The organism is Nostoc sp., from assembly GCF_036919615.1.
Taxonomy (GTDB): Bacteria; Cyanobacteriota; Cyanobacteriia; order Cyanobacteriales; family Nostocaceae; genus Nostoc.
The window spans coordinates 213,168-239,242 of the sequence record NZ_JBALCN010000102.1; the positions used below are offsets into that span (position 1 = coordinate 213,168).

Genomic DNA, 26,075 nt, shown 5'->3' on the forward strand with positions numbered 1-26,075 from the left:
GGACTCTTTTTGCTGTAGAACGAGCACCTCCAACGACGTTCTACACATGGTCACTGCTGTAAGTTGACAGCGCGAGTACCTCCAATAGGTACAAAGTGCCAAAGCCTCATAAACCGACAGACCTACCAAACAAACAATTACAGGATTAATCATCATGTCCGACGAAAAAATTAGACAGATTGCTTTTTACGGTAAAGGTGGTATTGGTAAATCTACCACTTCCCAAAATACCCTTGCTGCAATGGCAGAAGTGGGTAAGCGGATTTTGATTGTGGGATGCGACCCGAAAGCTGACTCTACCCGTTTGATTTTGCACTGTAAAGCTCAAACCACCGTGTTGCACCTCGCTGCTGAACGAGGTGCTGTGGAAGATATCGAACTTGAAGAAGTAGTTATCAATGGTTTCCGAGATATCAAATGCGTGGAATCTGGTGGTCCTGAACCTGGTGTAGGTTGCGCCGGTCGCGGTATCATCACCGCCATCAACTTCCTCGAAGAAAACGGCGCTTACTCAGATGTAGATTTTGTATCCTACGACGTGTTGGGCGACGTTGTGTGCGGTGGTTTTGCCATGCCAATTCGTGAAGGTAAGGCCCAAGAAATCTACATCGTTACCTCCGGTGAAATGATGGCGATGTTTGCTGCTAATAACATCTCTCGCGGTGTTCTCAAGTACGCCCATACTGGCGGTGTGCGCTTAGGTGGTCTAATTTGTAATAGTCGTAATACTGATAGAGAAGACGAACTGATTAGCACATTGGCGGCCAGATTGAGTACTCAGATGATTCACTTTGTTCCTCGCGACAACATCGTGCAACACGCAGAATTGCGCCGGATGACTGTCAACGAGTACGCACCCGATAGCAATCAAGCTAATCAATACCGGACATTAGCGGACAAGATTATCAACAATACAAATCTTGCTGTTCCTACACCTATTGAGATGGACGAGCTAGAAGATTTGTTGATTGAATTTGGTATTCTCGAAAGCGAAGAAAATGCTGCAAAACTGGTAGGTGCCGCCACCGCTCAAGCAGATGGTGAGAAGAAGCTAGAAGATGCTGAAGGTGAAGCACTAGAAGCCCTGAAAAAAGGAAACGTAGAAATAGTTTCTGGTAGCTAAAAAAAGTAAGATTCTTGTTCAGAATCAGGTGCTAAAGACAAAGTAAATATTAGGTGGGCGATTCTCGCCCACTCTCTCACCAATCCTTTAAAATGGAGGTAATAGAATAGCTAATCTTAACTTCTGCGTGTTTTCTCTTCACAGCCATAACACTAATACACTAACACTTACAGGGCAAGATTAATACTTTAATAGTCTAGTTTGTGTTTGTGTTTTCTCCTTCTCTAACCTAGTTGATGTTGATGTTTTAGGGGATGGGAAATTCTCTTTCTCATTCCTTTTCCTTTCATGCTTTAGATACCTGACTTTTCACGGTAAGTCCTCAAACCACGAAACAGCGTGGCTTTTTCCACAGTCTAATTCTCAATAACTCTAAGTTAATGAAAATAGGTAACGTAAAAGTTAGGGTTTGAGAAACCCTCAAAATAACCTTTTCCACATCCCGTGAAAAGTCAGTTTAGATACACAGTAAATAAATAAAAATCCTCTAAAAGCCTTTGGGAATTCAGTTAATACCTAATAACTTCTACTTATTGTCACCAAACAAATGAATCCCACCCCAGGAAAAGTCAACGATTCATTCAGTGAGTCAAATTCCGAAGATACTCATCAGCAACAGATGCAAAAGAAAAAAAGGTCTTCCACACAATTACCCCAACCTGGAACTACTCAAGGGAGTTGCGCTTTTGATAGTGCAATGATTACCCTAGTACCAATCACTGATGCTGCTCATGTAGTTCACGGGCCAAGTGGCTGTGCTGCTAGTATGTATGGAAGTTACAGCAGTCTCTCCTCTGGTTCAATGCTGTACAAGATACGCTTTACCAGTGATATCGATGAGAACGATATCATCTTCGGTGGAGCCAAAAAGCTGTACAAAGGCATTTTAGAATTACAAAGACGCTACAAACCTGCGGCGGTATTTGTTTACTCGACTTGCATCACCGCCCTAATTGGGGATGATATAGAGGGAGTTTGCAAAGATGCCACCGAGAAAACAGGAATACCCACTATCCCTGTACATTGCCCTGGATTCATTGGAAACCAAAATTTGGGCAACCGTGTTGCTGGTGAAGCAATGCTTTTATATGTTATTGGAACAGCTGAACCAGATACTAGTACACCCTATGACATCAACTTGATTGGAGAATATAACATCGCAGGTGCAATATGGAACGTTCTACCATTATTGGAGAAATTAGGTATCAGAGTTTTGGCAAGAATTACAGGCGATGCTGTCTACAAAGAAGTTTGCTATGCCCATCGTGCCAAGCTTAACGTGATCCTCTTCTCCAGAGCACTAATCAACATGGCAAAAAGCATGGAGAAACAATATGGCATCCCCTATATTGAAGAGTCTATTTATGGCATAGAGCAAATCAATCAGTGCTTAAGGAACATTGCTGCAAAATTGGGTAATCCTGATTTGCAAGAACGTACAGAAAAACTAATTGCAGAAGAAACTGCTGCTTTAGAAGAGAAACTCGCTCTTTATATCACCCAGTTGCAAGGTAAGCGCATTATCCTTTCTATTGGAAGTTTTAAGAGTTGGTTGATTATTTTTGTGGCTAATAAATTGGGGATGGAAGTTGTTGCTATTAGTACTAAGAATAATACTGAGGAGGATAGAATTAGAGTCAAAAGTTTACTGGGTCAAGATGGCATAATTCTAGAACAAAATAGTCCTCAAGAAATCCTACAGATAATTAACGAAAATCAAGCTGATATGTTAATTGCTGATAAACGCCATCAAGACGCCTCTCTCATAGCTAGGATTCCATTCCTGGATATTAATCAAGAACGTAACCATCCCTATGCAGGCTATATAGGAATTTTAGAGGTGGCACAAGAACTGTATGCCGCTTTTTACAACCCTGTGTGGGAGCAAGTATGCCAGCCAGCCCCGTGGTCAGAGGATGAGGAAGCAGGAAATTCTCTAGAGGAGGACATTTGATGGCGATTATTAGCGTTACGAGTACATCAGTTGCAGTTAATCCCCTGAAGCAAAGCCAAACTGTGGGTGCAGTTTTAGCCTTTTTGGGGTTAAAGGGAATGATGCCTTTATTACACGGTTCTCAAGGCTGTACTGCTTTGACTAAGACAGTATTAGTACAGCATTTGCGTCAGACGATTCCCCTTTCCAGTACAGCGATGACAGAAGTTGCAACCATTTTGGGTGGTGAGGAAAGAGTTGAACAAGCAATCTTGACTTTGGTGCACAGATCCAAACCAGAAATTATTGGTCTTTGTAGCACTGGACTTGTGGAAACCAGAGGCGATGACATGGGGCGCTTTGTCAAGGAGATTCGCTACCGTCACCCAGAATTAGATTATTTACCAATTGTACTTGTCTCTACACCAGATTTCAAAGGTACATTACAAGATGGTTTTGCTGGTGCAGTTGAGAGTATAGTCAGAGAAATCCCCCAAAAAAGCTCTAAGGAAGATGCTTGTCCTACACAAATCACTATTTTGGCGAGTTCTGCCTTCACATCAGGGGATGTGCAGGAAATCAAAGAGATTGTTACTTCCTTTGGACTTGTACCTATTGTTGTACCTGACCTTTCTGGCTCACTAGATGGTCATATAGAAGATTCCTCTAGTGCCATCACAGCTAATGGCACTACTTTGGCACAGTTGCGCTCAATTGGCAATTCTGTATTCACTTTGGCATTAGGTGAGAGTATGCGGGCTGGGGCGCAAATTTTGGATAAGAGATTCAATATACCTTACGAGGTATTTGGTGAACTGACGGGACTAGCAGCAGTAGATAAATTCCTGCAAGCATTGGCGGATATCAGTGGTGTCAGCGTACCAGAGAAATATCGCCGTCAACGCCGTCAGTTACAACATGTGATGTTGGAGAATCACTTTTACTTTGGTTGCAAGCGAGTTTCTCTAGCGCTGGAACCAGATTTACTTTGGTCAACAGTTTCTTTCATGCGATCGCTCGGAGTTCAGATTCACGCAGCGGTGACAACAACACGCTTTCCTCTATTAGAAAAACTTCCGATTAAGAGCATCACTATCGGCGATTTGGAAGACTTTGAGCAACTGGCGGTTGGCTCTGATTTACTCATTACTAACTCTCACGGAGTTGCGATCGCTCAACGTTTAAAAATTCCTCTCTATCGTCAAGGGATTCCCATTTTTGACCGCTTAGATCATAGTCAGTTTAGCAAAGTTGGCTATCAAGGTACTAAGCAACTTTTATTTGATATTGGCAACATGTTTTTAGAGCAGGAAACAAAGGTCAAGCATTAATACAGAACAGAGCCAATTTTAACTGTTGATCACAATATTACCAATAATATTGGTAATATGTAGCACAAGATACAATCTTGCAGAGCAATTTTAGCTTTGATAGTTACTGAAAAGCCGTATACGTTATCTGTGAATATACCAACCAATGTCAGCAAGCTAGGCGTGAGCTTCTGCATTGACCGTGCCAATTTTAGATTTTAGATTTTTTTGGTTCATCCCCGTCCAAGCGTGGGCGGAACAAATCCAATCATCCGCTCGATAGCGAAGAGGAGAGCGAGTCCGCGTCTGGTAGAGAGTGTTTGACTTGTTAAGGCGATCGTCAATTCCATTTTCCTCAAGCCCCGTACCCCTACTTCTGTAGTGAGACGCTAACGCCAACGTCTCGCTACGTTCGCAAAGCGGACGCACCAGAAGATAGTGGTCAGGGTCAATCCAAATGTCAGAAATCCAAAATCCAAAATTGATTGACTCAAATTAAATCTTCTACTGTTGATGAATCCAGCACAGCTAAAAAAAACAACTGCCAAAGCGAGCCGTGTTACAAGAAAACTTCGCTGCCGTTTTGACCTTAGACAATCTGCGATGCCTGCGGCGAGCTACGCCTACACACCATCTTTGCTCACTTGGTTTGAGGTCATTGGGTACACAGTTTTATTAGAGCCAGATATTGCTTTGGGTAAGCATCAGATCAGGCGCAGCAATTATACTGAGGTGGTTTTGCGCGATCGCTTCCATAAAGCTTTGCAAAAAATTAACCCGAAAAAACCTGATGAGGCGATCGCCGCAGCTATCCATCAGCTTACTTGCACAGAGAGTTCCGACTTGCTGGAAAATAACCACCGCTTTCACAAGCTATTGACTGATGGTGTGCAAGTTGAATACCTGTATAACGAAGAAATAGTTCATGACAAAGTGTGGCTTATTGATCCGTTTAATCTACTGAAGAATGATTGGCTAGCTATTCATCCGTTGACTGTAGTTGAAGGAAGTTATACTCACTGTCCTGATGTAGTTGTCTTTATCAACGGTTTACCCTTGGCAGTTATTGTTTCAATTCAGCCAAGTGATGAACAGGCGACTTTCAAAGAAGGTTATCAGCGAATTCAGAGCTATATTGAACAAATACCGAAGCTGTTTTTTTATAATACATTCTTAGTTATCACTTATGGAAATCGGGCCCGAGTTGGGACATTAACCTCGGACTGGCAGGAGTTTTTACCCTGGCGCACGATTGATGGTGAGGACTTTCCTGCCAAGGGCGCAACTGAACTAGAGGTGCTAATTCAAGGCATTTTTGACAAACGGCGTTTCCTAGAGCAAGTATTGCACTTGATAGTATTTGAGGAGAACGGAACCAACATTAGTAAAAAATTGCTTCGCCGACCTTTTTGTACTACACAGGATCACAAAAAACCTTCGCATCAAGGCTGGTAAGTACTGAGTTATCAGTGATAGCAGAAAAACAGCGTTGTAGAATATAAATATGAATTAGTACCGTAGCTACGCCCGTCTTAGACATCGTTATGCAATGTCCAAGATGTGCATCAACTTACATTTGCAAGAATAGTAAACAGAAAAGTAAACTTGCATTACATATGTGTTAAATGTACTTGTCAATTTATTGATTCTTACGAACTGAAAGGTTACTCAGAAGAAATTAAGCATGAATGAAGCGTATAGAGGATGTTTGAAAAGTCCTCTTGTCGGTATCAAAAGTTATAGATCCCTCTAAATCCCCCTTAAAAAGGGGGACTTTGATTCCGGTTCCCCCTTTTTTAAGGGGGGTTAGGGGGGATCTAAAAGTGCCTAAGGTCACAGCGAAACACTTTTCAAACAACCTCTATAGATATTGCGCGATCGCTTCCCCAAAAATTATGTTTTATCCCAATTTTTTTGAGCTTTTTAAGTCATACTACTTATTGACAAACGTGCCATAAGCTAAACTAGTCAAAGATACATGATATCCAGCTTTCAGTCCACCTTGGCAAGTAACTTCTATGCGATCGCGCGAAGGTGGGTGTATTTCTTTGAGATTATGGAGTGGAATCACAGGAATAGCTGAAGAGGGGAAATATAATGCTTAGTCAATTACCGAATTGTATTACCAGTCCTTCGTGGTGGCAACTTTTAAAATGGATTGCCGATCCGATTGGATTTCAGCAAAAATATAGTCAAAAGTATGGAGACATTTTTTCCATGCAGCTGGGTGGACTCGGTTCTTATGTAATTCTTAGCCATCCCCAAGCTATTCAAGAAATTTTCAGTCAAGATTCTAAATTTGATGTTGGTCGTGGGAATAAACTTGCAGAGCCTGTGATTGGGCGAAATTCTCTAATGTTAATAGATGGTGCCCGCCATCGACGAGAACGAAAATTATTAATGCCCCCTTTTCATGGAGAAAAGCTACAAGCTTATGCAGGGCAAATCTGCTTAATTACTGAGCAAATCGCCAGCCAATGGCAAATTGGTCAACCTTTTGTGGTTCGGGCTGCCATGCAGAAAGTGAGCCTAGAGGTGATTTTACAAATTGTCTTTGGCTTAACTGAAGGCGAACGTTATCAAAAACTTAAACCTTTACTGACGGCTTGGCTGGATATGACTGATTCTCCCTTACGCTCCAGTATGCTATTTTTTCCATTCTTACAACAAGATTGGGGAAGATGGACTCTTTGGGGGCAGATGAAACGCAGACAACGCTATATTTATGAGCTACTTCAAGCAGAAATTGAAGAGAAAAGAACAAAGAACAATCACAATCAGGGTGATGTTTTGAGCTTGATGATGGCAGTACGGGATGAAAATGGGCAAGCAATGACCGACGATGAATTAAAAGATGAATTGCTCACAATTTTATTTGCTGGACATGAAACTACTGCAACAACACTAGCGTGGGCTTTCTATCAAGTTCATCAAAATTCAGATGTGCTTTTAAAATTGCAGCAGGAACTCGACAGCTTGGGAGAAAATCCTAACCCGATGGAAATTGCCCAACTTCCTTATTTAACCGCAGTTTGTCAAGAAACACTGCGGATGTATCCAGTTCTACCAGCGCTTTTCCCCCGCATTACCAAATCATCCATAAATATTGCAGGATATCAGCTTGAGCCTGACACAACCTTAATGGCGAGTATCTACCTCCTGCATTACCGGGAAGATTTGTATCCTAATCCTCAACAATTTAATCCGGAACGTTTTCTTGTTCGGCAGTATTCCCCTTGGGAATACATTCCTTTTGGTGGTGGAAGTCGGCGATGTTTGGGATATGCCCTTGCTCAGTTAGAAATGAAATTAGTTTTGGCAACAGTTTTATCCAATTATCAACTTGCCTTGGTGGAAAAGAAATCTATTAAACTGCAACGACGTGGGTTTACCCTTGCTCCTGATGGGGGAGTCCGGATGGTGATGATTGGAAAACGATAAACACGCGCAAGTCTATTGGCTGTTTTGGCAAAAGTTAAACTAACAGCGATCGCAAATAAATTATCCTCTGTTTGAAGTGCAAGTAAAGCGATCGCCTTCACCAAGCATCTCAATCGTAAGCTTTCTGGTACTACTGCGATTACAAAGCCCATGACCACTAGCTTTGACAAAAGCACCAGATGGTTGATTCTTTTTTCTCAAAAATGGGGAATCGAGTTTTCCAGAAATTGCTCAAATAATACATAAAAAACTCGGTTTAAACAACACAGCACAAAGTTGGACTATAGAATAGGCAATAGGCTTTGTCAAAGCCAGTTACCAACTAAAACATAAGGTGCCCAATAGCCAGGACGACTGTAATTGGGATAATCTTTTAACAACTTTACTTGGGCACGACGCAAGGCTTCAGCCTTTGTCACCTTAGTTTTAACTAACTCACGATAAAATTCACCAATTAAGATAGCAGTAGATTTATCACTGATATGCCACAGTGAAGCCAAGGTACTACGGGCACCCGCTTTCACGGATGTTCCTGCTAACCCTAGCGTGGCGCGATTGTCACCAGCAGCAGTTTCGCAAGCACTCAAAACCAGCATTTCCAAAGCTTGTGAGCGAGTCTCATCCCGACGCCGCAGCAGGCTATCAAATTGCATCACGTTGATCGGGCCATCAGCAGCAAGTATAAAAGTATTTTCAGCACGGGAGCTAAATTGACCGTGGGTTGCCAGATGTAACACATTAAATGGCACAGCATTTACCTTATTCTCTAGGTTTTTGCTGTTGAAGTCCCGATCTAGCAACTCGGTGGTAGACACGATCGCTTGCGAAATGGACTTGAATTCTGATTTAATTTCTGGTAACGGTGGAAATTCCTGTTGAAAGTTTTGTGGTGGTTGTACTAACCCGGCAGCTAGGACGTTGAGTTTTGTTTGTGTCAAGGGTTTGGGTGCAAGTAACTGGAGTCCCAAGCTGAGTGCTACAGCATATTTTTCTACCAGATATTGCTGACCGTCATACAATATAGCCATTGGCACGTTTTGCAATATTCCATCCAGTACAAATACAAGGGTTTTGACTCCACTGTCTTTTAAATCTGACTCAATTTCTTTGATTAACCACCCATAAACTTCTTGTGACAGCGCCTGCACTTCCTCAGTCCTATCAGGTTCTAAAAGATACTCTCTAAGTTTTCTTAGAGTCCCTTCTACTTCGTTCTTTGACTTGTTTACTGTATAATTACGCAGTGGCTGTTGAGGAATTTTGATAATTACTTGGAGTTCCGAAGGCAGAATAATTGGATAAATGATTGCGGCTGTGGGATTATCTTTATCTACCAGTGTGTCAAGCAAAACAGTTTTGGCATTAATGCAAGCTTCCCGGAAAAAGTTGTCTAATTCCGCCAGTTGCAGTGCTTCAATCCTCTGTCTAGCTTTGTCTAGGGTTGGTTCGCTCGGATGAGTTTGCTGAAACTGTAACAGTAATTCTACGGACTCTCGATATACAGGTTCTACACTTTCTTTAAAGGAAAACTGGACATCTCGATTCACAAAAACTAAGTCACTACGGAGAGTCTGCAACTCACTGACCGCAGTATCATAGGTGGCAATAGCGCCTTCAATCTCTCCTTGCTGTTTTAACAAGCGTCCCAACTGCCAATGCCAACGATAAGCGATATCTGGGGCGTTGATTGTTTGGGCTATGATCAGTGCCTGTTGGGTGAGGTTCTGGGCAATTGGCCATTGTTTAGTTTGCTCATATACACTGCCCAGAGTACCAAGGGCAAAGCTCTCGGCTCGCTGATCTGCCAAATCTTGAGCTTGTTGCAAGGCGATCGCGCAGATTTGAGCGATCGCTTTAGGTGTAGTCCCGAATTTGATCAAGCTTTGAGCTAGATGAATGCGGGCATAGATAGTTGTTATAGAAGCAGGTAGTTCTGCCAGTTGAGTTTGGATTTGCGGCAATAGTGTCTGCGCGGCTGCTGTTTGTCCCGTGCTTACTAGCAAGCTCAACTGATTAATTTGAGCCTGGACTTTGCTAATCGGGTTAGGAGCGATCGCAGCAGCTTGCTGATAAAACTTTATGGCTTCTTGCAACTCTTGCTGTACTTGTGCCGTATTGCCTAAACTGAACAAAGCAGCGCTCACATCCTGCAAAGAATCCAATTTTTGAGCAATTGACAAACTTTGCTGTAATACCTGACGAGATTGATCCAAATCTCCCGCCAATTGCAGAGCATCACCAAAAGACCGTAATTCTACTGCTTTTGTGAGTGAGTTAGGTTTTGATTGTAACTGCTGCTGCAATTGAGTCAAGATTGTCAAACCCCGACGGTAAAATCCCAAAACTTGCCATGCTTGTGCTTGGTTGATGCGATCGCGGATAATGCCATTTTGATCACCTAATTGCTTATAGCTGACTTGGGCACGTTGCCAGGTGTTAAGTGCTTGTTCAGCTTGTCCCAAGTCTAGTTGAATACTACCTTGAATATCTAGAATTGGAGCCAGAACTTGAAGATTTTGGGAATTAGAGGATTTTTCGAGCAACTTCAAGCTATCTGAAATTGCCTGTTCCGCTTGTGTCAAATTACCCAGTTTTTGATATGCCAATGCCAAATTACTTAATGCCACAGCTTGCTGCAATTCATTCCCTTGGCTGCCATAACTTTTAACTGCTTGTTGCAAAACTTTAACCGCTTCTGCAAACTGTCCTGCCTCATACAGCACTTTACCCTGTTGCAGCAAGTCTTGTGTTTGTGGAGTAGGATTTTGGATTGACACTCCAAGAGTTGCGATATGTTGTGTCTTTATAGTTGCAGCAACAGGAAAAGCAATAACGCACAAAAAAGCTGTCACCAGAACCAAGATAATCAAAACAGGCAAGTTATGTCTTTTTAAGGGACGAATGAACCATATGTTACATCCGTTACATATCCGTTGCCACTGATTGTTTTTATGACTCTTGGGTTTCATCGGAATTCCTCCCTCTACTGTTGGGGTAACGAATCATTGACTACAGGACATGGCAGGGGGAATAGAAGAACTTTGCCCAGATTGAGCCACAAGCATAATATCACCGTTAGCATCAACAATCCATCCTTGAGCCTCCACAATCTGATCAGTAGATTTGGTCACAGTTGCAGTCGATAATTTATCTGTGACTCTGGGTGTTGCTTGTGGCGGCAAATCTACCCAACCTGTAATCACTGCTCGTCCCCGCAATGGTTCATTAGGACTTTGGGGTAATCCACCGCGTCCTGTAGCGATAAAACGATTGGCGTTTTGTCCTCTTCTGGGAGTGCAACCTTGGGTGATTTGTTGGGATACATCCACGAGGTTAGAGGGTAGTTGAATTAAACCGCGAGAAGGGTCTACATCAGGGGTGTTAATGATTACCTCCCCACTCACTCCCAATTGGGAACTCGCTGTAATATCGCTCTTTTCGGTTGGGCTTTTTTGCGGGACAATACCGAAAAGCCCGTCTGATTCAATGTCAACTCTACCACCTTTACCACTGAAGGCGTTAGCGCTGATATCACTGTTTTCGTTGGGAACTGCAACGATAAATCTTGAGTTGATATTGATATTACCGCCATTGCCACCTTTTTCGGCTGTACCTGCGTTGGTGGAAATTTCACTGTTGCGACGGAGTAAGAGTAAGTCGCTATTGACGTTGATATTACCACCGTTACCGGATGCAGATTCGGCGTTGAGTTTACCTTGGTTATCTAAGGTAATTTTGGGTGAGTTGATTTCGATGTCGCCTGTGATTCCTGAACCAGACGAACTGACGAAGAAGCCACTGTTAGCACCAATATTTCCAACTCTGCTAGGAAATTTAGTAACCCTGTCATTGTAATTAGGGTCACTACCGCTAAGAATCACTCTGTCAGTAGCATTGACTGTAACTTTACCTGCACGTCCATTGCTTGAGGTAGTAGTAGTGAGTTGCCCGCCACCCGTTGCTTCAAAGACATTTGCATTTACCGTAATATCGCCACCCTTACTATTATTGTAAGTGCTTGCATCTAATAGAGCACCATCTCGTAACTTCAAGGAATCAGCATCAATGATAATATTTCCCCCATTCCCTTCTGTACCTGGACCCACACGGCTGAGAATCGCACTGGAAAATCCATTTTTCACACCAGCAATATCAACAACACCTGTCACTTTCACTTTCACATTCCCCGCATCCCCTTTTCCTGCTGGTTGATTATCAGATGCAGGACTAGTAAGAGTTATCAGTTGAGCGCCATCAATTAGTGACAGGGTTGCTGCATTGATGTCAATATTGCCACCCTTACCCACACCCCCTGTTTCCACTTCGGTGAAGATGGCAGCATTACCTGCAAGGAAAACAGCATCTTTTGTAGTCACTGTCACATTCCCCGCGTTCCCCTGTGCAGAAGTTAAGGCAGAAAGTCGAGCACCGTTTCGTAACTTTAAGGAACCAGAATCGATGGTAATGTTACCTCCATTCCCAACTGTATTTATATCCACGAAGCTGAGAATCGCACTGGAAAGTCCATTTTTCACACCAGCAATATCAACAACACCTGTCACTTTCACTTTCACATTCCCCGCATCCCCTTTTCCTGCTGGTTGATTATCAGATGCACCACGAGTAATGGTTTGCAGTTGAGCGCCATCAATTAGTGACAGTGAAGCAGCATTGATATCGATATTGCCACCTCTACCCACACCTCCGGCTTCCACTGTACTGTAGATGTTAGTTTCTTCACCTGCAAGGTCAACAGCATTTTTTGCAGTCACTGTCACATTCCCTGCATTCCCCTGTCCATAAGTTGAGGCAGAAAGTTGAGCGCCGTCTTGTAATGAGAAGTCACCAGAATCGATGGTAATGTTACCCCCATTACCAACTGTTCCTGTATCCACAGAACTGTCAATCGTACTAAAAAGACCGTTGTTGTTTTTCTGCCCAGTAATCTCAACTTGTCCAGTAACTTTGATATTGACATTACCTGCATCCCCTTTTGCTGCTGGTTGGTTATCATGTGTACCACGAGTACTGGTTTGCAGTTGAGCACCATCAGCTAGTGACAGTGAAACTGCATTGATATCGATGTTGCCTCCCTGACCTACACCTCCGGCTTCCACTTTACTTAAGATGGCAGTTGGTTGACCTGCAAGGGAAACAGCATTTTTTGCATCCACTGTTACATTTCCCCCATTCCCCACTCCTGAAGTCGAGGCAAGAAGTTGAGCGCCATCAATAAGTGACACTGAAGCTGCATTGATGTCGATGTTGCCACCCCTACCCACGCCTCCGACTTCCACCGTGCTGAAGATGCTAGTTTGTTCACCTGTAAGGGAAACAGTATCTTTTGCACGCACTATTACATTCCCCCCATTTCCCTGCCCAAAAGTTGAGGCAACAAGTTGAGCGCCATCAATAAGTGACACTGAAGCTGCATTGATGTCGATGTTGCCACCCCTACCCACACCTCCGACTTCCACCGTGCTGAAGATATTACTATTATCTGTAAGGGAAACAGTATCTTTTACACGCACTATTACATTCCCCCCATTCCCCTGCCCAAAAGTTGAGGCAGCAAGTTGAGCATCGTTTTGTAATGACAATGAACCAGAATCGATAATTATGTTACCCCCATTGCCTTTTGATCCCAAGCGCACTAAATTGCGAATTCTGCTCCCAGAATCTGCAATTTTGATTTCCCCCGTAGCTTTGAGGGTAATATCCCCGGCAACACTTTCAGGTGTACCCAAACCTACCCCGATACCAGCAGAAAGGAGACTTCCTGCTAATATCTCTAAATTACGGGCATTAACTGCAATATTACCGCTACCAGCCCCTGTCACAAATACACCTGCTTGATTGGTAAGTGATATATCTGCACGAGTCGTATTCTCAGGAAATTTCAAGCTGAGATTATCGCCATTAAAAAGAAGATTGACATTTCCAGGTGCTGATAACCCCCCTAATTCAACTCTCCCACCATAAGCATTTAACTTACCGCCATCCATGCTGACATTACCACCCACTAGCAGCAAACTTTTACCATCTCCTACTCGTAAACCAAATGCATTAAAACCTGCAGGATCTATTCCTGCTGGTGCAATTGACCTGTTTTCAATTCTGCCAGCCTGAAGTTGATTGAAGAACAATGCCGAAGGATTAACTGTTAGTAATGAGGAAGGAGTCTGAGGATTAGTTGCACTAAATTCCAACCCTTTGCCAAACACAAAAGAATTCGCCGTACTCGCTACAAAGGAACCCGCTACATCCAATCGTGCATTCCTCCCAAATAAAATGCCATTGGGATTGAGAAAAAACAAATTTGCATCACCATCCACCCCCAATGTGCCGAGAATATTCGAGATATTACTTCCCGTCACCCGTGTGAGAATATTTTTAATTCCCGTGGGATTGGTAAAATAAACACGCTGCAACTCCCCCACATTGAATTCCTGGAAACTATGAAATAGGTTTGCACCGCGAATTGCTCCGCCATCAATCCGGTCAGCCGGAAGTCCTTTAATATTGACATTGGGAGTTATTCTTGAAGAGTTATTACCCAATGTTCCATCAGGGGTAATCTGGGCTAATGCGTGATTTTCACAACAAAATATCACATGAGCAAGCACTCCAATAATGCTCAAAACTCCTAATAAATCTGAGTGCCAATTCCGATCTCCATAGATTGCCATATCATAACCAGCCTCACTTGCTCATTTCCTACCTGTGAATAATGCAATTCCCTTACACTACGGCTTCAAGCCACATCTTTAAGGGTTTTCAGTTAGCTCTCCTGATAAATTTTTCTACAATAGACCTCTTGCAAAAGTCCCAAAATCAGGAATGTCATTCTGAGCAGAACGCAGTGGAGAGAAGAATCTCACCAGATGTTTCGCTCCGCTCAATATGACAATCTAAGCATTTATGCAAGAGGTCTAATTCATTTCAGCAGACATTTTAATTCGATCAGAGGAAAGTTTTTAAAACTTAAGGTTAGGTAATGCTTCCCAAAAGAAAAAGTTACAAATCACTCATCAACCTCGCCTTACGGAGAAAGAATTGCAGCACCGTTTCTTCACGGGAAATAATATCAGCCCTACCCTCCATGCCCAATTGAATGTGACACTGGTTTTTCCCTTTACCTAAAACCAGAGTTTCCGGTTCAATAGTCACTTCATAGAAAGCACCAGCCACAGCAGCTTTTGGACTAGTAGTCCCATTCATAGATGCATTTGTGCCATTATTTTGAGGAGCGTTGGCGTAGCCCGCTGAAGACATCGCATCTGGAGAAATTGCCTGCACTTTGCCATTGAGAGTACCATAATCTGGGTAAGGACAAGCGCTCACCCGCATTTGGACTTTTTGACCAATTTTCAATTTACTTTGATTTTCAGATGCTACCGCAGCTTTCAAAACCTGAGGCGCATTAGTCGGGACAATTTGCACCAGTTCCTCGCCAGCCTGCACAGTTTGACCTGGGTTTCGCAAATTGAGTTGGGAAACTATACCATCGGCGGTAGCTGCGATCGTGGTTTGAGCTAAATCTATTTGAGCTTGTTTGAGTTCGCTAGTATCATGCTCTAACTGCTTTTCAATTTCAATCTGTTGCTTGACTAGGGCTTGACGTTCCTTTTCTGAAGTCGCCTTGCTGCTTTCCCCTCCAGCTTTTTCTTGAGCAATCCGCTCGGTAGCAACAGTTACTTCTGTATTACTTGGATTTACGGCAACTTGAGCGCGTTGTCTTCTAGCAATCACAGCAGATACTGCTTGTTGTAACCGTTCAATTGTCTGTTGTTGCACCTCCACTGCTGCTTGTTGCGCCTTTACCGCTTGCTCTTGCTGTCTAGCAGCTAATTGTGCTTCTTCCAATTGATCCTTAGATAGCGCCCCTTGAGCGGCTACACTCTCATATCGTTTCTGTTTTGACTGGGCTACACCCAAGGCAGCTTCAGTCGCATGGAGATTTGCTTGTGCTGTTTTTAACTGTGCTTCCCCAGCGTGCAATTCTTTCTCAGCAATTTTGACGTTGGCATCAGCTTCTTGAAGTTCAGAAACAGTGGTAATATTTTTATCTCGATATTCCCGACGGCGACCGCTCAATTCGGCTTGGGCGCCAGTAATAATCCGGTTGATGCGGTCAGTTTCGGCTCGAATCTGGCTGTTGAGGGCATTAATCTGGGCATTGATTTGCACTAGTTGTAACTTCGATTGTTGAATACTAGTTTGCAATTGGCTCTTTTTGGTTTGCAGACGGGAGTCATCGATAATTGCGATCGCATCTCCTTTTTTGACAACTTGATTTTCTTTAACATAAATGTGAATTATCTGACCCTCAGTCGCCGCTTGCACAATTCGCAATTCACCCGCCGGACGCACAACCGCCTGTCCTTGGACTGTAACCTTATACTTAGCAACAGCAGCAACTGGAATAGCTAGTCCCAAAACGCAGAGAATAAACATTCCGCCAAAGCTTGTCCAACGACTAATTGGTGGGAGAAATTGGTTTGTTTGAATTGGGGGTAAAAAATTTGTGTTGCTAACCATAATGTAATATGAATAAACCGCAGAGATGCAGAGATTTTTACAACTGATTTAAGATTGCTATCTTAATTAATGACAGCAGACTTACCGTTACGATGAGCCGGGGAAGATGTCAGCGCCAACACATTTTCAGAGGGAACAATATCATCTAGGAAGTCTAAATGTTCACCAGGTAATTTCCGCAATTCTTCTGGTGTACCTTGAATTTTTAAGCGTCCTTGTTCTAAAAGTACAATCAAATCTGCCCGCTGTATAACCTTGGGACGGTGACTAATCAGAATAGTCGTTTTATGATGACGATGGGATAAAAGTCTATCTAGTACTTGTCTTTCGCTTACTGGGTCGAGTGCGCCCGTAGATTCATCTAAAATTAAGATAGGTGGCTCAGTAACTATTGCCCTGGCTATGGCTAATCTTTGGCGTTGTCCACCGGAAAGATTTGCACCAAATTCTCCTAAGACAGTTTGATATTTATCGGGTAGTTTGCTAATAAATTCATCTGCACCAGCAATTTGACAAGCTCTGACAATTTCTTCAAAACTGATGTGAGGATAGCTAAAGTGGAAGTTATCAATAATAGAACGACTCCAAAAGTGGGGTTCTTGTGGTACTAATACCACTTGTTGTCGCAGACATTCTAAAGACAGGTCTTGCTGATTATAGAAACCATAACGAATATTGCCAGACTGAAGTTTATATAAGCCAGTCATCAGTTTAGCAAGGGTACTTTTACCACAGCCAGATTTACCAATTAAAGCAATGACTTGACCGCCAGGAATAGTTAAGGAAAAATCTTGTAGTAGGTCAACTCTACCTGCATGATGGAAGTTAAGTTCAGTACAGGTAATATCTAAATTTCCAGGAATTTGTGCCCAAGGCTTTTTGAAATCATTTTCGGATTCTGGGGTAGCATCAATAACTTCTGTCAGGCGTTGAATGACTATCTGGGCAGTGATAAACTGATCTACTAAGGCGATCGCAGCACTTAGGAAGCCAATAAAATTGCCACTCATGCCGTTATATGCAATCAATTGACCGATTGTTAAGGTGCGATTAATGACTAAATAGCTACCTATCCAGAGGATGCCAATACTAATGAAAGTGGAAAGAATGCCAGTTACTGTACTGCTATAAAGTCCCAGCTTCATCACACTCCAGCCCAAGTTGGCAAGATGACCATAATTCCCTTGGTATTCTTCCCAAGCTTGAGGAGTAGCTTGGGTAGTTTTTAATACTTGAACGCCGCGAAATGTTTCCACTAAAAAGCCTTGATTTTCCGTACCAGAAACAATCATATTGCGGGTTTTCTGGCGCATTGCTGGTAAGAAAAGCAAGTTAACAGCCGTGATCATAATAAATGCAACTATAGAAGCTAGAGTTAGTTGCCAACTGTAAAAGAGCATAAAGCCCAAGGAAACTACAGCGATAAAAAATTGACTGGGTAATCCAAGGACGATTTGGGAAACTAAGTTATGGATGGCGTTGACATCAGCAATGCGGCTGACAACTTCTCCACTGCGTCGGCCTTCAAAGTAGGAAAGGGGTAAATGCAAGAGTTTACGTCCGTATTCTAGGATTAGTCCTAATTGCAATCTTTGACCAAAGTGACCGATGAGGTGAGATTGGACTAAACTAATGGCACTTCTAATTAAGTTCATGGCGATAACACCAATTGCCACAGTGGTTAGTAGTTGGGTATCTCCTCGTACCAACACATCATCGGTGAGTAGTTGCATCATAAAGGGAGATGCTAAAGAAAGTAGTCCAATGGCGATGTTAATAGCGATCGCTTGGGTGAGAAGATAACGATAGGGCCAAACTCGTTGCAGGTATCTTCCAAGACCGCCAATTTTATCTGATTCTTGTTGATAAAAGCGGCTTTCGTCTGGGGTTAGCAGTAACATCACGCCATTACCCCAACCTGCAACTAACTCCTGGCGGGTAAGATGACGGATACCAACACCAGGGTCAGCGATAACATATTTTTTACCTTTTTGACCGGATAAAACTACCCAGTGGTAGCCTTTCCAGTGGATAATGGCTGGTAGGGGAGCTTGGTGTAATTGGTCGATTAGTTGGGGAGTGGCTTTAACTTGGCGGGTATTGAATCCTAATACTTCTGCACCCCGACTTAATCCCAGCAGGGATGTTCCTCTGGAACCTGTGCCTACGGCTTCCCGCACGCGGTTGAGGGTAAATGTGCGTCCGTAGTGTTTGGCAATGGTGGCTAGGCACGCTGCACCACAATCTTCTTCAGTCTGTTGCAGGACTATTTGGTATTTCATTTTCAGGACGACTGGTAGAGGAGAAAGAATCGTCGGGGCAAAAGCCCCGACTAGAAATGATGTTTAACTTCTCAGTTCAGACTTTTGATTGCTTGGCCATAATTACTTTCACTTGACTCAGAGGCTAGTACCGCAAGGCGGAAGTCAAAAGTCACTCATTTAAAAGTCAAAAGAAATACAGCATAAACGTTTCGTTGATTTGAAATGGTGAGGCAGTCCGGTCTTCTCACATTGGGAAAGGCTAGCGCCTGCCGTAGGATGCCCGTTCGCGGAGCGTCTCGTAGAGAAGGGCTGTAGGGGGTTCCCCCCATGAGGAACTGCCGAACCCGTTAGCGCAGCGTAAAGCCTGCGGCATGGCAACTCTTAGAGACGCTATTCGCGTTCGCTTAGAGCGAGTCCTCGAGCGTCAGGGGTTGTTTATTTATGCCGCGCTGTACTAGGTAGTTCTAATATCAGTAATTAATTTTAAATCATTGCCATTACCATAAAAGCTATTTTGTCCTTCAGCTAGCTTTACGACTACTAGTCTATAGTTAGATCCAATCTTTTTGTAGTAGCCAAAATCTGGTTGCTGAGAACCGCTATATGTAACGTCTTGGTTAGGATTCAAAACTTGATTTTTTCCGTTAAGAGTGTATTTGACGACATTATCCGATCTATTGACGAGAGAGTAGTTGGCACCACCTTTGATCATGGCTCCTTCTTCAGGAGTTAATTCGGTGAACAGTTGTTCATGACTAACAACAGAATAGTTAGAAGTAGAAGTGATATTGTCGATATTTGACATTGTTTTTCTCCTTGATTTTAATTAACTCAAATTTCTGGGAAGATTTTTCCAGGTAAAGTTGTTATACCATTTCTTTGTGATGCTGCACTAAATTTTTTTGACTACTTATTTGTTTGTTTTATTTGTGTCATTCTCTACGAGACCAGAAGCGAATGCGCCCTTCTCTAACGAGACGCTGCGCGAATGCGGTAGACTGCGGCAAGCCTCTCTGCATCTACGTTCCTTATATATGGTGCATCTTCATCCAGAATTGGTATTACTTCGAGCTTTAAAATCAAAGTTGGCTCAATAACTCTGTAATTAAGTTTCAATCCCAAGTGACAATTCACCAATCAGGCAGTAATTAAATGTCCCATACATAGATAATTTCATGAATTTTTATTTACTTTGTTTGGGAGTTTTTTTGTAGTAATCACTAGGTGAACTTCCTGCATATTACTCTTTACGACGACTTTTAATTTTTATGCACTTAGATCAGAAATTTCTTGAAAAAATATTACAAATCTTTATGCATAAAAAAATCGGGGCAAGTGCCCCAACCTGATAGTATATTTAGCTTTTTAGCTCAGATTTATAGATAAAACAATATAACCTGATAGATTCAAAACAGGAAATTTACTTGAGATTTACCTATTAGGTGGGTGTGACCGCAATACGATAAGCAGGGGAAGCAGAAAAGGTTGTTTAGGAAAGAGGATTCTTGTTCAATAATTCTTCTCCCTCTGCACCCCTGCTTACCTCAACCAAGAAATTCCTTAACCGAACGGTATTGAGGGTGACCGCGATTTGATGTAGAAAGATTGGAAGGGTTGTGATAGTTGACAGAAAAACTAGAATGTCAGAAAGTAGGATATGACTTCAATCTGAATAGTACAGGTTTTCTGTTTTTACGTGATTTACATAACACAGCCCTATTTTTTACATCAAATTGCAGCCACACCCTATTAGGTTATGTCAAAGAGCTCGATATCTTGGCCATAACTAGTTCTGGTATCGTATCGAAATGCATACGTACGTCCATCGGCTAAATTGTATTTGCGCGATTGGACTCCTGGGAGACCAAAATCATAGTCAAAATCAACTGTTCCTCCTTTTCCAGTAGTCCATGTTGACACCGAACCACCGTATGGGTAGCTTGTTTGTTTTCCATCAACCGCGTAAGGTATCCGAACATCCGTCTCGTTACGAATGGTAAATCTCTCTAATCCGCCGCTAACTGTTTCAGCATCTTTTTCGTTTAAATCAATTAATAGATCTTGATTAGCAAAAGTGCTTTCGAGCATTTTGTGAATATTCGACATGGTTTTTCTCCTTTTTTAGTTCATTGATATTTTCTTTAAGCCCCATGTGGGACTGATTTAGTCAGTTTTCATTCACCTTGCTTGCACCTTTTTTGTACTAATTACTAGGTGAACTTCTCTGCATATCACTTTCTACGACGACTTTTAATTTTTATGCACTGAGAATAGAAAGTTTTTTGAAAAATCTGTTAATTCCTTACACAGCAAGGAATTAGCTTTTAGCTATATGGCTGTATAATTGAAATCAGCTATGGTTCAAACAGCGGCAAGTATTCCATGCAACCCCGACAGGGCATTGTGGAAATCTTTTCCACCTTTGTGCAATTTGATGTAGACCAATTTAGTGGTTGGGCAACAGATGCTAAACTGCGACGCAGTATGAAAGTTTGCCTGGAGGGATCGTCAACTGAGAAATCAGATACCTTTTGGGCACTTTACTGGTATAGAGTTTGGCAAACTGAATCTAGTGCTGTGGCACTGGCACATCTTTCTGCTTACTTACAAGAGGTGTGCTATTGGACTGCAAGAAAATTTGCCCTCAACTTTCCCACACAATCATCTCTAGCAGACTATTTTCAGATTGCGATCACTCATCTTAACAAAATCCTCAAAACTTTCAATCCTGAATGCAGTTCGCATTTAAAAGCCTATGCAGAATTAGCTTTTGAATGGAGTATCAAGGATTTACTGCGCTTACGTCAGGAAACAGAGATTTGTTCGGACTGGGCTTTATTGCATAAACTCAGCCGGAAACGATTCATGCAGTCATTACAAAATATCGGTTTTAACGCTCAAAGCATCGAGAGTTATATTTTAGCCTGGGAATGCTTTAAGGAACTCTACACAGGTGACAATGCAAAAATTCGTCAGCTTACTAAACCAGATGCTATGACTTGGGAGGCTATTACTAATCTTTATAATGGAGAACGTTTAAGCCGATTGAGTTCACCCACTCCCGCAGTCAACCAGCAAACCATAGAAACCTGGCTATTATCTTCTGCTAAAGCTGCTCGTACCTTCCTCTATCCTAAGGTTGTTTCCGCAGACGCTCCCCTCAAACAAGAAGATGATGGTAGTTTATTAGACATATTGCCTGCGGTGCCAACATCTTTACTAACGGAAATTATTGAGCAGGAAGAATCTGCGAATATCCGAAATCAGCAAGCTCAGTTAAACCAAGTTTTGCACCAAGCGATCGCTGCAATGGATGCAAAGTCACAACAACTATTGCAAGTTTACTACGGTCAGAAGCTTACTCAAACAGAAATTGCTGCACAGTTAGAAATTAAGCAATATACTGTTTCTCGTCAGCTGGCTAGCATTAAAAAGTCATTGCTACTGACTCTAACGCAGTGGAGTCAAAACACCTTGCATATTTCTCCTAAATCCGACGTAATAAATGCCATAAACACAAGCTTAGAGGAATGGCTCAAAGTCCAATATAGCCATACCCAGATGCAATGAGCAGACAAGAGAGAAAATTCTCTGTTGTCTGCCTTAACTCTTTATATGGAGCCATTCTAAAATTATGTTTAACGCACCTCCCCCATTCACTATTGACTCACAGCAGTTATATTTAGAAATTGCCCAATCTCCAGAGATGCAAGAACAACCATACTCAACAGCTGGTGCTTGTCAACGTGGGTGGATAAATCAAATTTGCTTACAAGCTTTTTTGCCTTGGTTCAAAGAAGAAATTGCCCCCACCGCTAGGCTTTATCCCAACAGTGCGGCATTGCCGAGTTTTTGGGAAGTAGTCAATGGCACAGCGATTACCTTTGATAGCGATCGCCTTGTATTAATTCCCACCCTCGCTATGGATGGTGATGAGTTGCGCGTACCGCAGGAATGGGTAGATATTCCAGAGTGGATTGCTGACTACTACGTAGGAGTACAGGTCAATCCTGATGATGGCTGGATGAAGATTTTTGGCTATACAACCCATCAAATTCTGAAAACAAAAGGGGTTTATGATGCTGGAGACCGTACTTACAGCTTGGAAAGTGAAGATTTAATTCCAGATATGAATGTGCTGTGGGTTACACGCCAACTTAATCATCCAGAAGCCTTACGCGCCGAGATTGCACCTTTAGCTCCTATTGCCAAAACCCAGGCAGAAAACCTCTTAGAAAGATTGGGTCATGCCGATGTGAAATTCCCGCGTTTGGCAGTTCCATTTTCACTGTGGGGCGCACTCCTGGCACATAGCGGTTGGCGAAAAAAATTGTATGAACTGCGTCAGGATTTACTTATACAGTGGTCAATTCCACAATGCTTGCAGACAGGAGTAGCCAATTTAGCTCAACAGTGGGGATGGGAAAAAAGAGAATTCGTTGTGGTGCCTACAGGAATGCGGAGTGCAGAATCAGTTATCGGCTTGTCTCGGCAAATAATAGTTGCACAAAATACATATGAGTTACGTATTTTACCCAAAGCTGCTTCTGAAAACCATGTTTGGCGCTTTGAATTGCGAAGTACAACTCCTGGTGGTCAAATTCCTGCTGGGTTTAAGCTGCGACTACTAACGGAAGACTTACAAGCTTTTGAGAATAATCAAGATACAGCAACAACTTCTGTAGATATGTTGTATTTGGAAGTAATTTTGGAACTAGGAGAAGGATTAGTTTGGGAAACAGAACCCACATCTAAAGACTATGACCGAGAGATTTTGCGGTTTTAAATCTTAAGCTGTTCCACATTTAGTTTGCAATAACAGCGTTACCTTTATTTTTAATTTTTCTTCCCTATTTAATTATTAACTCTCCATAGTTTAACCTGACTTTTCACGGTAAGTCCTCAAACCACGAAACAGCGTGGCTTTTTCCACAGTCTAATTCTCAATAACTCTAAGTTAATGAAAATAGGTAACGTAAAAGTTAGGGTTTGAGAAACCCTCAAAATAACCTTTTCCACATCCCGTGAAAAGTCAGATAGTTTAACAGCCTATTTACAGCAGAAATCATGTATTTAAACTACATCTGTCGTCGGGGTACAGCATTGCTGTGCCCGTAGAGCGTGGTCTATTTAGCAATTTTTTCGTAAGTCCTGTTATTATTAAAAACTCTCTCTGTGTGTATATGCGTCAGTTTAAACAATAAGTCTTTAAGCAGACATAATATCACTCTTCAGTTATCAACTTTTTTTCTTCAGGGAGTAAGGTAGTTTCATCCTCAGGGGGTTTGCCATCTACAGATTTGGCTTTAGTTCTATACGGTTTGATAATTAGACTGACACCAATTGTCCAACTTAATGTAACCATCCAACCTGCAAGAATGTCACTGGGAAAATGAACCCCCAGATAGAGACGACACCAGGCAATAGCTATTACATATAAGCTGCCGAAGATGAGAACCAACCAGTACCAGGAGCTAGCCCAAGTTAAGAATAGCAAAATTACTACCAGAGTTATACTCGTCATGGCATGAGCACTAGGAAATGCAAAACTAGACTCAGGCGCAATGGACTGCCACAATTGTGGACGGACTCGATGCATCAATTCCTTGGCTGTGCGGTTGATGAGCACACTTCCGGCTGAGGCGGTGAGTAAATAAGCTAGCGATCGCCAGCGTTTTTGAAGTATTAATATTAGTGCGAGCGCCCCCAAAATCGGTATCACCGTCCAAGGCAACCCAATTATAGCTAGCGTCACTGCTAAAACATCTAACTGTGGGTTTTCTGTAGAATGAACTGCTAACAGAATAGGCACATCCCACGGGAAGCCAGCTTGATTCTCCCATACCTTCACTGTCAGGATTTCAAAGACCTGCAAAGGTAAATAAACTCCGATCAAAAGGAGTAAGAGCGATCGCCAACGAGCAATCAACAGGTTTTTGAGAAAAGAAACAGGCGACTGACTCTCTTTATTGGCTTTTTTTACTTTTTCCATATCTAAGTTAAAAAGACTGATAAACGACTTCACTGATTACAAATTACTGTCATCTTGAGAAGTTCCACAATGTTTACAGTACGACAAATGTTTATAAGTAAGATTATGACAGTTTTGGCATTCAATATATTGATCATAACCACAGTGTGGACAGTAAATATCAAGATGTCGAATTTTCTTGGCGCACTTCACACAACATGATTTTTGAACTCTGCTAGCGACTTGGATTTTAGCATTAAAGACAAATTTTTGAAAAAACTGGATAATCCCAAAACCAATAATTGGAATCAGCAAGATGTAAATATAACTGAGTAGGAAAATTAACCCACCAAAAATTGCGCTAATGATATCAAGTAGAAATTTGAATATTACACTTATTTGAAGAAACTCAAATATTTTAACGATTAGTGGGATAAAAAAGATAACTAGCAAATGCCAGCTAATTAGCGATATCAGTCCATATCCTCTGACTTGGGCAAATTTGTGAACTGATAAGGCAATGAGAATCAATGGTAGAAGAAAGAGAGACTGAAAAGCAAGCTGGATACTTGGATACCAAAATGATGCCTGCCGATAGCCTTTGTCAACTTCCCGGAATTGATTGTCATCTTTAAGAAAGGCTATAAAACTTATGCTTTCCGGTTTGGCAAGCAGTTCATTTTTAAGAGTAGAAATTTCCTGTTTCAGCGTAGAAATTTGGCGATTGTTTTGTTCTAATGCCTGTTTAGCTTTTTCAGCACTGACTTGATTAATTGATTGTTCGCGACCCTGACCTGCAATTTTTTCTAAGAGCGTTGAGTCATATTGGGCTTTAATAGTGCGATTTGCTTGTTCAAGTGTACTGCTTTTCGCTTGTTTCTGATCAATAGTTTTGATGAGTTGCTGCTTTTCCGGATTGTTAATCTTATCTTTGTAATCGGCATATTGCAAGCATGTTTTAGAAACCTTACCCAGATGTCCTGCTTCAACTTGTTGATACTTTCACTGAAAACTAAGTTGATTATTTGTGTCATATGGCAATGAAAGTTTAACAATTTCATAGTCTTTATCTTTAGTGGTTTTTGCCCGGTAATTTTGCCACTCTGAATAACATGGATAAGCCTCGGTCGGACTGATATGCCATCTGCTAATATCATCAAGTCCCGTAAAAACATTAATCAAAATAAAAATATCAATCAAAATAATTACAATCAAACTCACTTTATTCAGTGGTTCGTTGTTGATTGTCCTTGATTTACTAAAAAACTGACTCAAAAGCCGACGAATTCTGGCAAACATATTATCTTTTAAATAAATGAAAATTAAATCCGAATCAATTTTATATGATCAGTAGCTGGACAAAAATATATTTCCTAATTTGAAGATTTGTTAACTACTGACTTTTGAGAAACAAAATCCCCGACTTCTCAAAAAAGAAGTCGAGGATCTGTGGCTTTCAATTCTCACAAATCAGGCTGTGGTCAAAAAACTA

18 protein-coding genes and 1 pseudogene are annotated in these 26,075 nt (G+C 42.0%); 8 read left to right on the forward strand and 11 right to left on the reverse strand.

Translation table 11 applies throughout. From position 1 onward, the window contains the following. Positions 1 to 154 precede the first annotated feature (154 nt). The 3 genes from nifH (at position 155) to nifN (ending at position 4,387) form a co-directional block, all read left to right on the forward strand. On the forward strand, positions 155 to 1,123 hold the full coding sequence (nifH, locus tag V7K48_RS32565) for a nitrogenase iron protein (RefSeq protein ID WP_335079102.1): 969 nt from the start codon (positions 155 to 157) through the stop codon (positions 1,121 to 1,123). A 547-nt stretch (positions 1,124 to 1,670) separates the two neighbouring features. Further along, positions 1,671 to 3,077 (forward strand): nitrogenase iron-molybdenum cofactor biosynthesis protein NifE, encoded by a 1,407-nt coding sequence (nifE, locus tag V7K48_RS32570; protein ID WP_335079104.1) that lies wholly within the window; start codon positions 1,671 to 1,673, stop codon positions 3,075 to 3,077. Further along, positions 3,077 to 4,387 (forward strand): nitrogenase iron-molybdenum cofactor biosynthesis protein NifN, encoded by a 1,311-nt coding sequence (nifN, locus tag V7K48_RS32575; protein ID WP_335079106.1) that lies wholly within the window; start codon positions 3,077 to 3,079, stop codon positions 4,385 to 4,387. The genes nifE and nifN overlap by 1 nt, the downstream gene beginning before the upstream one ends. Positions 4,388 to 4,543: 156 nt before the next feature. On the opposite strand, the gene V7K48_RS32580 is transcribed toward nifN, so the two are convergent. Next, the gene (locus tag V7K48_RS32580; protein ID WP_335079108.1) at positions 4,544 to 4,795 is read right to left on the reverse strand and encodes a hypothetical protein; all 252 of its coding nucleotides are present in this window, start codon (positions 4,793 to 4,795) and stop codon (positions 4,544 to 4,546) included. Between the two features lie 84 nt (positions 4,796 to 4,879). Between V7K48_RS32580 and V7K48_RS32585 the strand changes: the two genes are divergently transcribed. Further along, complete coding sequence (locus tag V7K48_RS32585; protein ID WP_335079110.1) at positions 4,880 to 5,821, forward strand: type I restriction endonuclease; 942 nt, start codon at positions 4,880 to 4,882, stop codon at positions 5,819 to 5,821. Positions 5,822 to 6,299: 478 nt separating this feature from the next. Here the strand turns inward: V7K48_RS32585 and V7K48_RS32590 are convergent, their stop codons facing one another. Further along, positions 6,300 to 6,437, reverse strand: coding sequence for a hypothetical protein (locus tag V7K48_RS32590; RefSeq protein WP_335079113.1), 138 nt, complete (start codon positions 6,435 to 6,437; stop codon positions 6,300 to 6,302). A 26-nt stretch (positions 6,438 to 6,463) separates the two neighbouring features. On the opposite strand from V7K48_RS32590, the gene V7K48_RS32595 reads away from it, so the two are divergent. Further along, complete coding sequence (locus V7K48_RS32595; RefSeq protein WP_335079115.1) at positions 6,464 to 7,807, forward strand: cytochrome P450; 1,344 nt, start codon at positions 6,464 to 6,466, stop codon at positions 7,805 to 7,807. Positions 7,808 to 7,867: 60 nt separating this feature from the next. On the opposite strand, the gene V7K48_RS32600 is transcribed toward V7K48_RS32595, so the two are convergent. From V7K48_RS32600 to V7K48_RS32625, 6 genes are all read right to left on the reverse strand, one after another. After that, positions 7,868 to 8,008, reverse strand: coding sequence for a hypothetical protein (locus V7K48_RS32600; protein WP_335079117.1), 141 nt, complete (start codon positions 8,006 to 8,008; stop codon positions 7,868 to 7,870). Positions 8,009 to 8,112: 104 nt separating this feature from the next. Further along, positions 8,113 to 10,776: a CHAT domain-containing protein gene (locus V7K48_RS32605; RefSeq protein ID WP_335079118.1), complete on the reverse strand. Its 2,664-nt coding sequence runs from the start codon at positions 10,774 to 10,776 to the stop codon at positions 8,113 to 8,115. 33 nt (positions 10,777 to 10,809) lie between these two features. Then, entirely contained in the window at positions 10,810 to 14,496 is a 3,687-nt protein-coding gene (locus V7K48_RS32610) for a two-partner secretion domain-containing protein (RefSeq protein WP_335079120.1), read from the reverse strand. Positions 14,497 to 14,824: 328 nt separating this feature from the next. Continuing rightward, on the reverse strand, positions 14,825 to 16,348 hold the full coding sequence (locus V7K48_RS32615; protein WP_335079122.1) for an HlyD family efflux transporter periplasmic adaptor subunit: 1,524 nt from the start codon (positions 16,346 to 16,348) through the stop codon (positions 14,825 to 14,827). A gap of 62 nt (positions 16,349 to 16,410) precedes the next feature. Further along, the gene (locus V7K48_RS32620) at positions 16,411 to 18,630 is read right to left on the reverse strand and encodes a peptidase domain-containing ABC transporter (protein WP_335079124.1); all 2,220 of its coding nucleotides are present in this window, start codon (positions 18,628 to 18,630) and stop codon (positions 16,411 to 16,413) included. Between the two features lie 436 nt (positions 18,631 to 19,066). Beyond that, positions 19,067 to 19,417, reverse strand: coding sequence for a hypothetical protein (locus V7K48_RS32625; protein WP_335079126.1), 351 nt, complete (start codon positions 19,415 to 19,417; stop codon positions 19,067 to 19,069). Positions 19,418 to 19,541: 124 nt separating this feature from the next. On the opposite strand from V7K48_RS32625, the gene V7K48_RS32630 reads away from it, so the two are divergent. Beyond that, entirely contained in the window at positions 19,542 to 19,709 is a 168-nt protein-coding gene (locus V7K48_RS32630; protein WP_335079128.1) for a hypothetical protein, read from the forward strand. Positions 19,710 to 20,361: 652 nt separating this feature from the next. Here the strand turns inward: V7K48_RS32630 and V7K48_RS32635 are convergent. After that, positions 20,362 to 20,718 carry a hypothetical protein gene (locus tag V7K48_RS32635; protein WP_335079130.1) on the reverse strand — a complete coding sequence of 119 codons (357 nt, stop codon included), beginning with the start codon at positions 20,716 to 20,718 and terminating at the stop codon, positions 20,362 to 20,364. A gap of 276 nt (positions 20,719 to 20,994) precedes the next feature. On the opposite strand from V7K48_RS32635, the gene V7K48_RS32640 reads away from it, so the two are divergent. Together V7K48_RS32640 and V7K48_RS32645 are read left to right on the forward strand one after the other, a co-directional pair. Then, positions 20,995 to 22,182 carry a sigma-70 family RNA polymerase sigma factor gene (locus V7K48_RS32640; protein ID WP_335079132.1) on the forward strand — a complete coding sequence of 396 codons (1,188 nt, stop codon included), beginning with the start codon at positions 20,995 to 20,997 and terminating at the stop codon, positions 22,180 to 22,182. Between the two features lie 64 nt (positions 22,183 to 22,246). Beyond that, positions 22,247 to 23,398 carry a DUF1822 family protein gene (locus tag V7K48_RS32645; protein WP_335079134.1) on the forward strand — a complete coding sequence of 384 codons (1,152 nt, stop codon included), beginning with the start codon at positions 22,247 to 22,249 and terminating at the stop codon, positions 23,396 to 23,398. Between the two features lie 438 nt (positions 23,399 to 23,836). On the opposite strand, the gene V7K48_RS32650 is transcribed toward V7K48_RS32645, so the two are convergent. Beyond that, entirely contained in the window at positions 23,837 to 24,604 is a 768-nt protein-coding gene (locus V7K48_RS32650; protein WP_335079136.1) for a phosphatase PAP2 family protein, read from the reverse strand. Positions 24,605 to 24,640: 36 nt separating this feature from the next. Beyond that, a pseudogene (locus V7K48_RS32655) lies at positions 24,641 to 25,882 on the reverse strand (hypothetical protein). Positions 25,883 to 26,075: the final 193 nt, after the last annotated feature.

What these genes read in the sequence shown, in the direction of transcription:
- nifH (WP_335079102.1), top strand. Translation starts at nt 155, where the DNA reads ATGTCCGACGAAAAAATTAGACAGATTGCTTTTTACGGTAAAGGTGGT.
- nifE (WP_335079104.1), top strand. Translation starts at nt 1,671, where the DNA reads ATGAATCCCACCCCAGGAAAAGTCAACGATTCATTCAGTGAGTCAAAT.
- nifN (WP_335079106.1), top strand. Translation starts at nt 3,077, where the DNA reads ATGGCGATTATTAGCGTTACGAGTACATCAGTTGCAGTTAATCCCCTG.
- V7K48_RS32585 (WP_335079110.1), top strand. Translation starts at nt 4,880, where the DNA reads ATGAATCCAGCACAGCTAAAAAAAACAACTGCCAAAGCGAGCCGTGTT.
- V7K48_RS32595 (WP_335079115.1), top strand. Translation starts at nt 6,464, where the DNA reads ATGCTTAGTCAATTACCGAATTGTATTACCAGTCCTTCGTGGTGGCAA.
- V7K48_RS32605 (WP_335079118.1), bottom strand. Translation starts at nt 10,776, where the DNA reads ATGAAACCCAAGAGTCATAAAAACAATCAGTGGCAACGGATATGTAAC.
- V7K48_RS32610 (WP_335079120.1), bottom strand. Translation starts at nt 14,496, where the DNA reads ATGGCAATCTATGGAGATCGGAATTGGCACTCAGATTTATTAGGAGTT.
- V7K48_RS32615 (WP_335079122.1), bottom strand. Translation starts at nt 16,348, where the DNA reads ATGGTTAGCAACACAAATTTTTTACCCCCAATTCAAACAAACCAATTT.
- V7K48_RS32620 (WP_335079124.1), bottom strand. Translation starts at nt 18,630, where the DNA reads ATGAAATACCAAATAGTCCTGCAACAGACTGAAGAAGATTGTGGTGCA.
- V7K48_RS32625 (WP_335079126.1), bottom strand. Translation starts at nt 19,417, where the DNA reads ATGTCAAATATCGACAATATCACTTCTACTTCTAACTATTCTGTTGTT.
- V7K48_RS32635 (WP_335079130.1), bottom strand. Translation starts at nt 20,718, where the DNA reads ATGTCGAATATTCACAAAATGCTCGAAAGCACTTTTGCTAATCAAGAT.
- V7K48_RS32640 (WP_335079132.1), top strand. Translation starts at nt 20,995, where the DNA reads ATGCAACCCCGACAGGGCATTGTGGAAATCTTTTCCACCTTTGTGCAA.
- V7K48_RS32645 (WP_335079134.1), top strand. Translation starts at nt 22,247, where the DNA reads ATGTTTAACGCACCTCCCCCATTCACTATTGACTCACAGCAGTTATAT.
- V7K48_RS32650 (WP_335079136.1), bottom strand. Translation starts at nt 24,604, where the DNA reads ATGGAAAAAGTAAAAAAAGCCAATAAAGAGAGTCAGTCGCCTGTTTCT.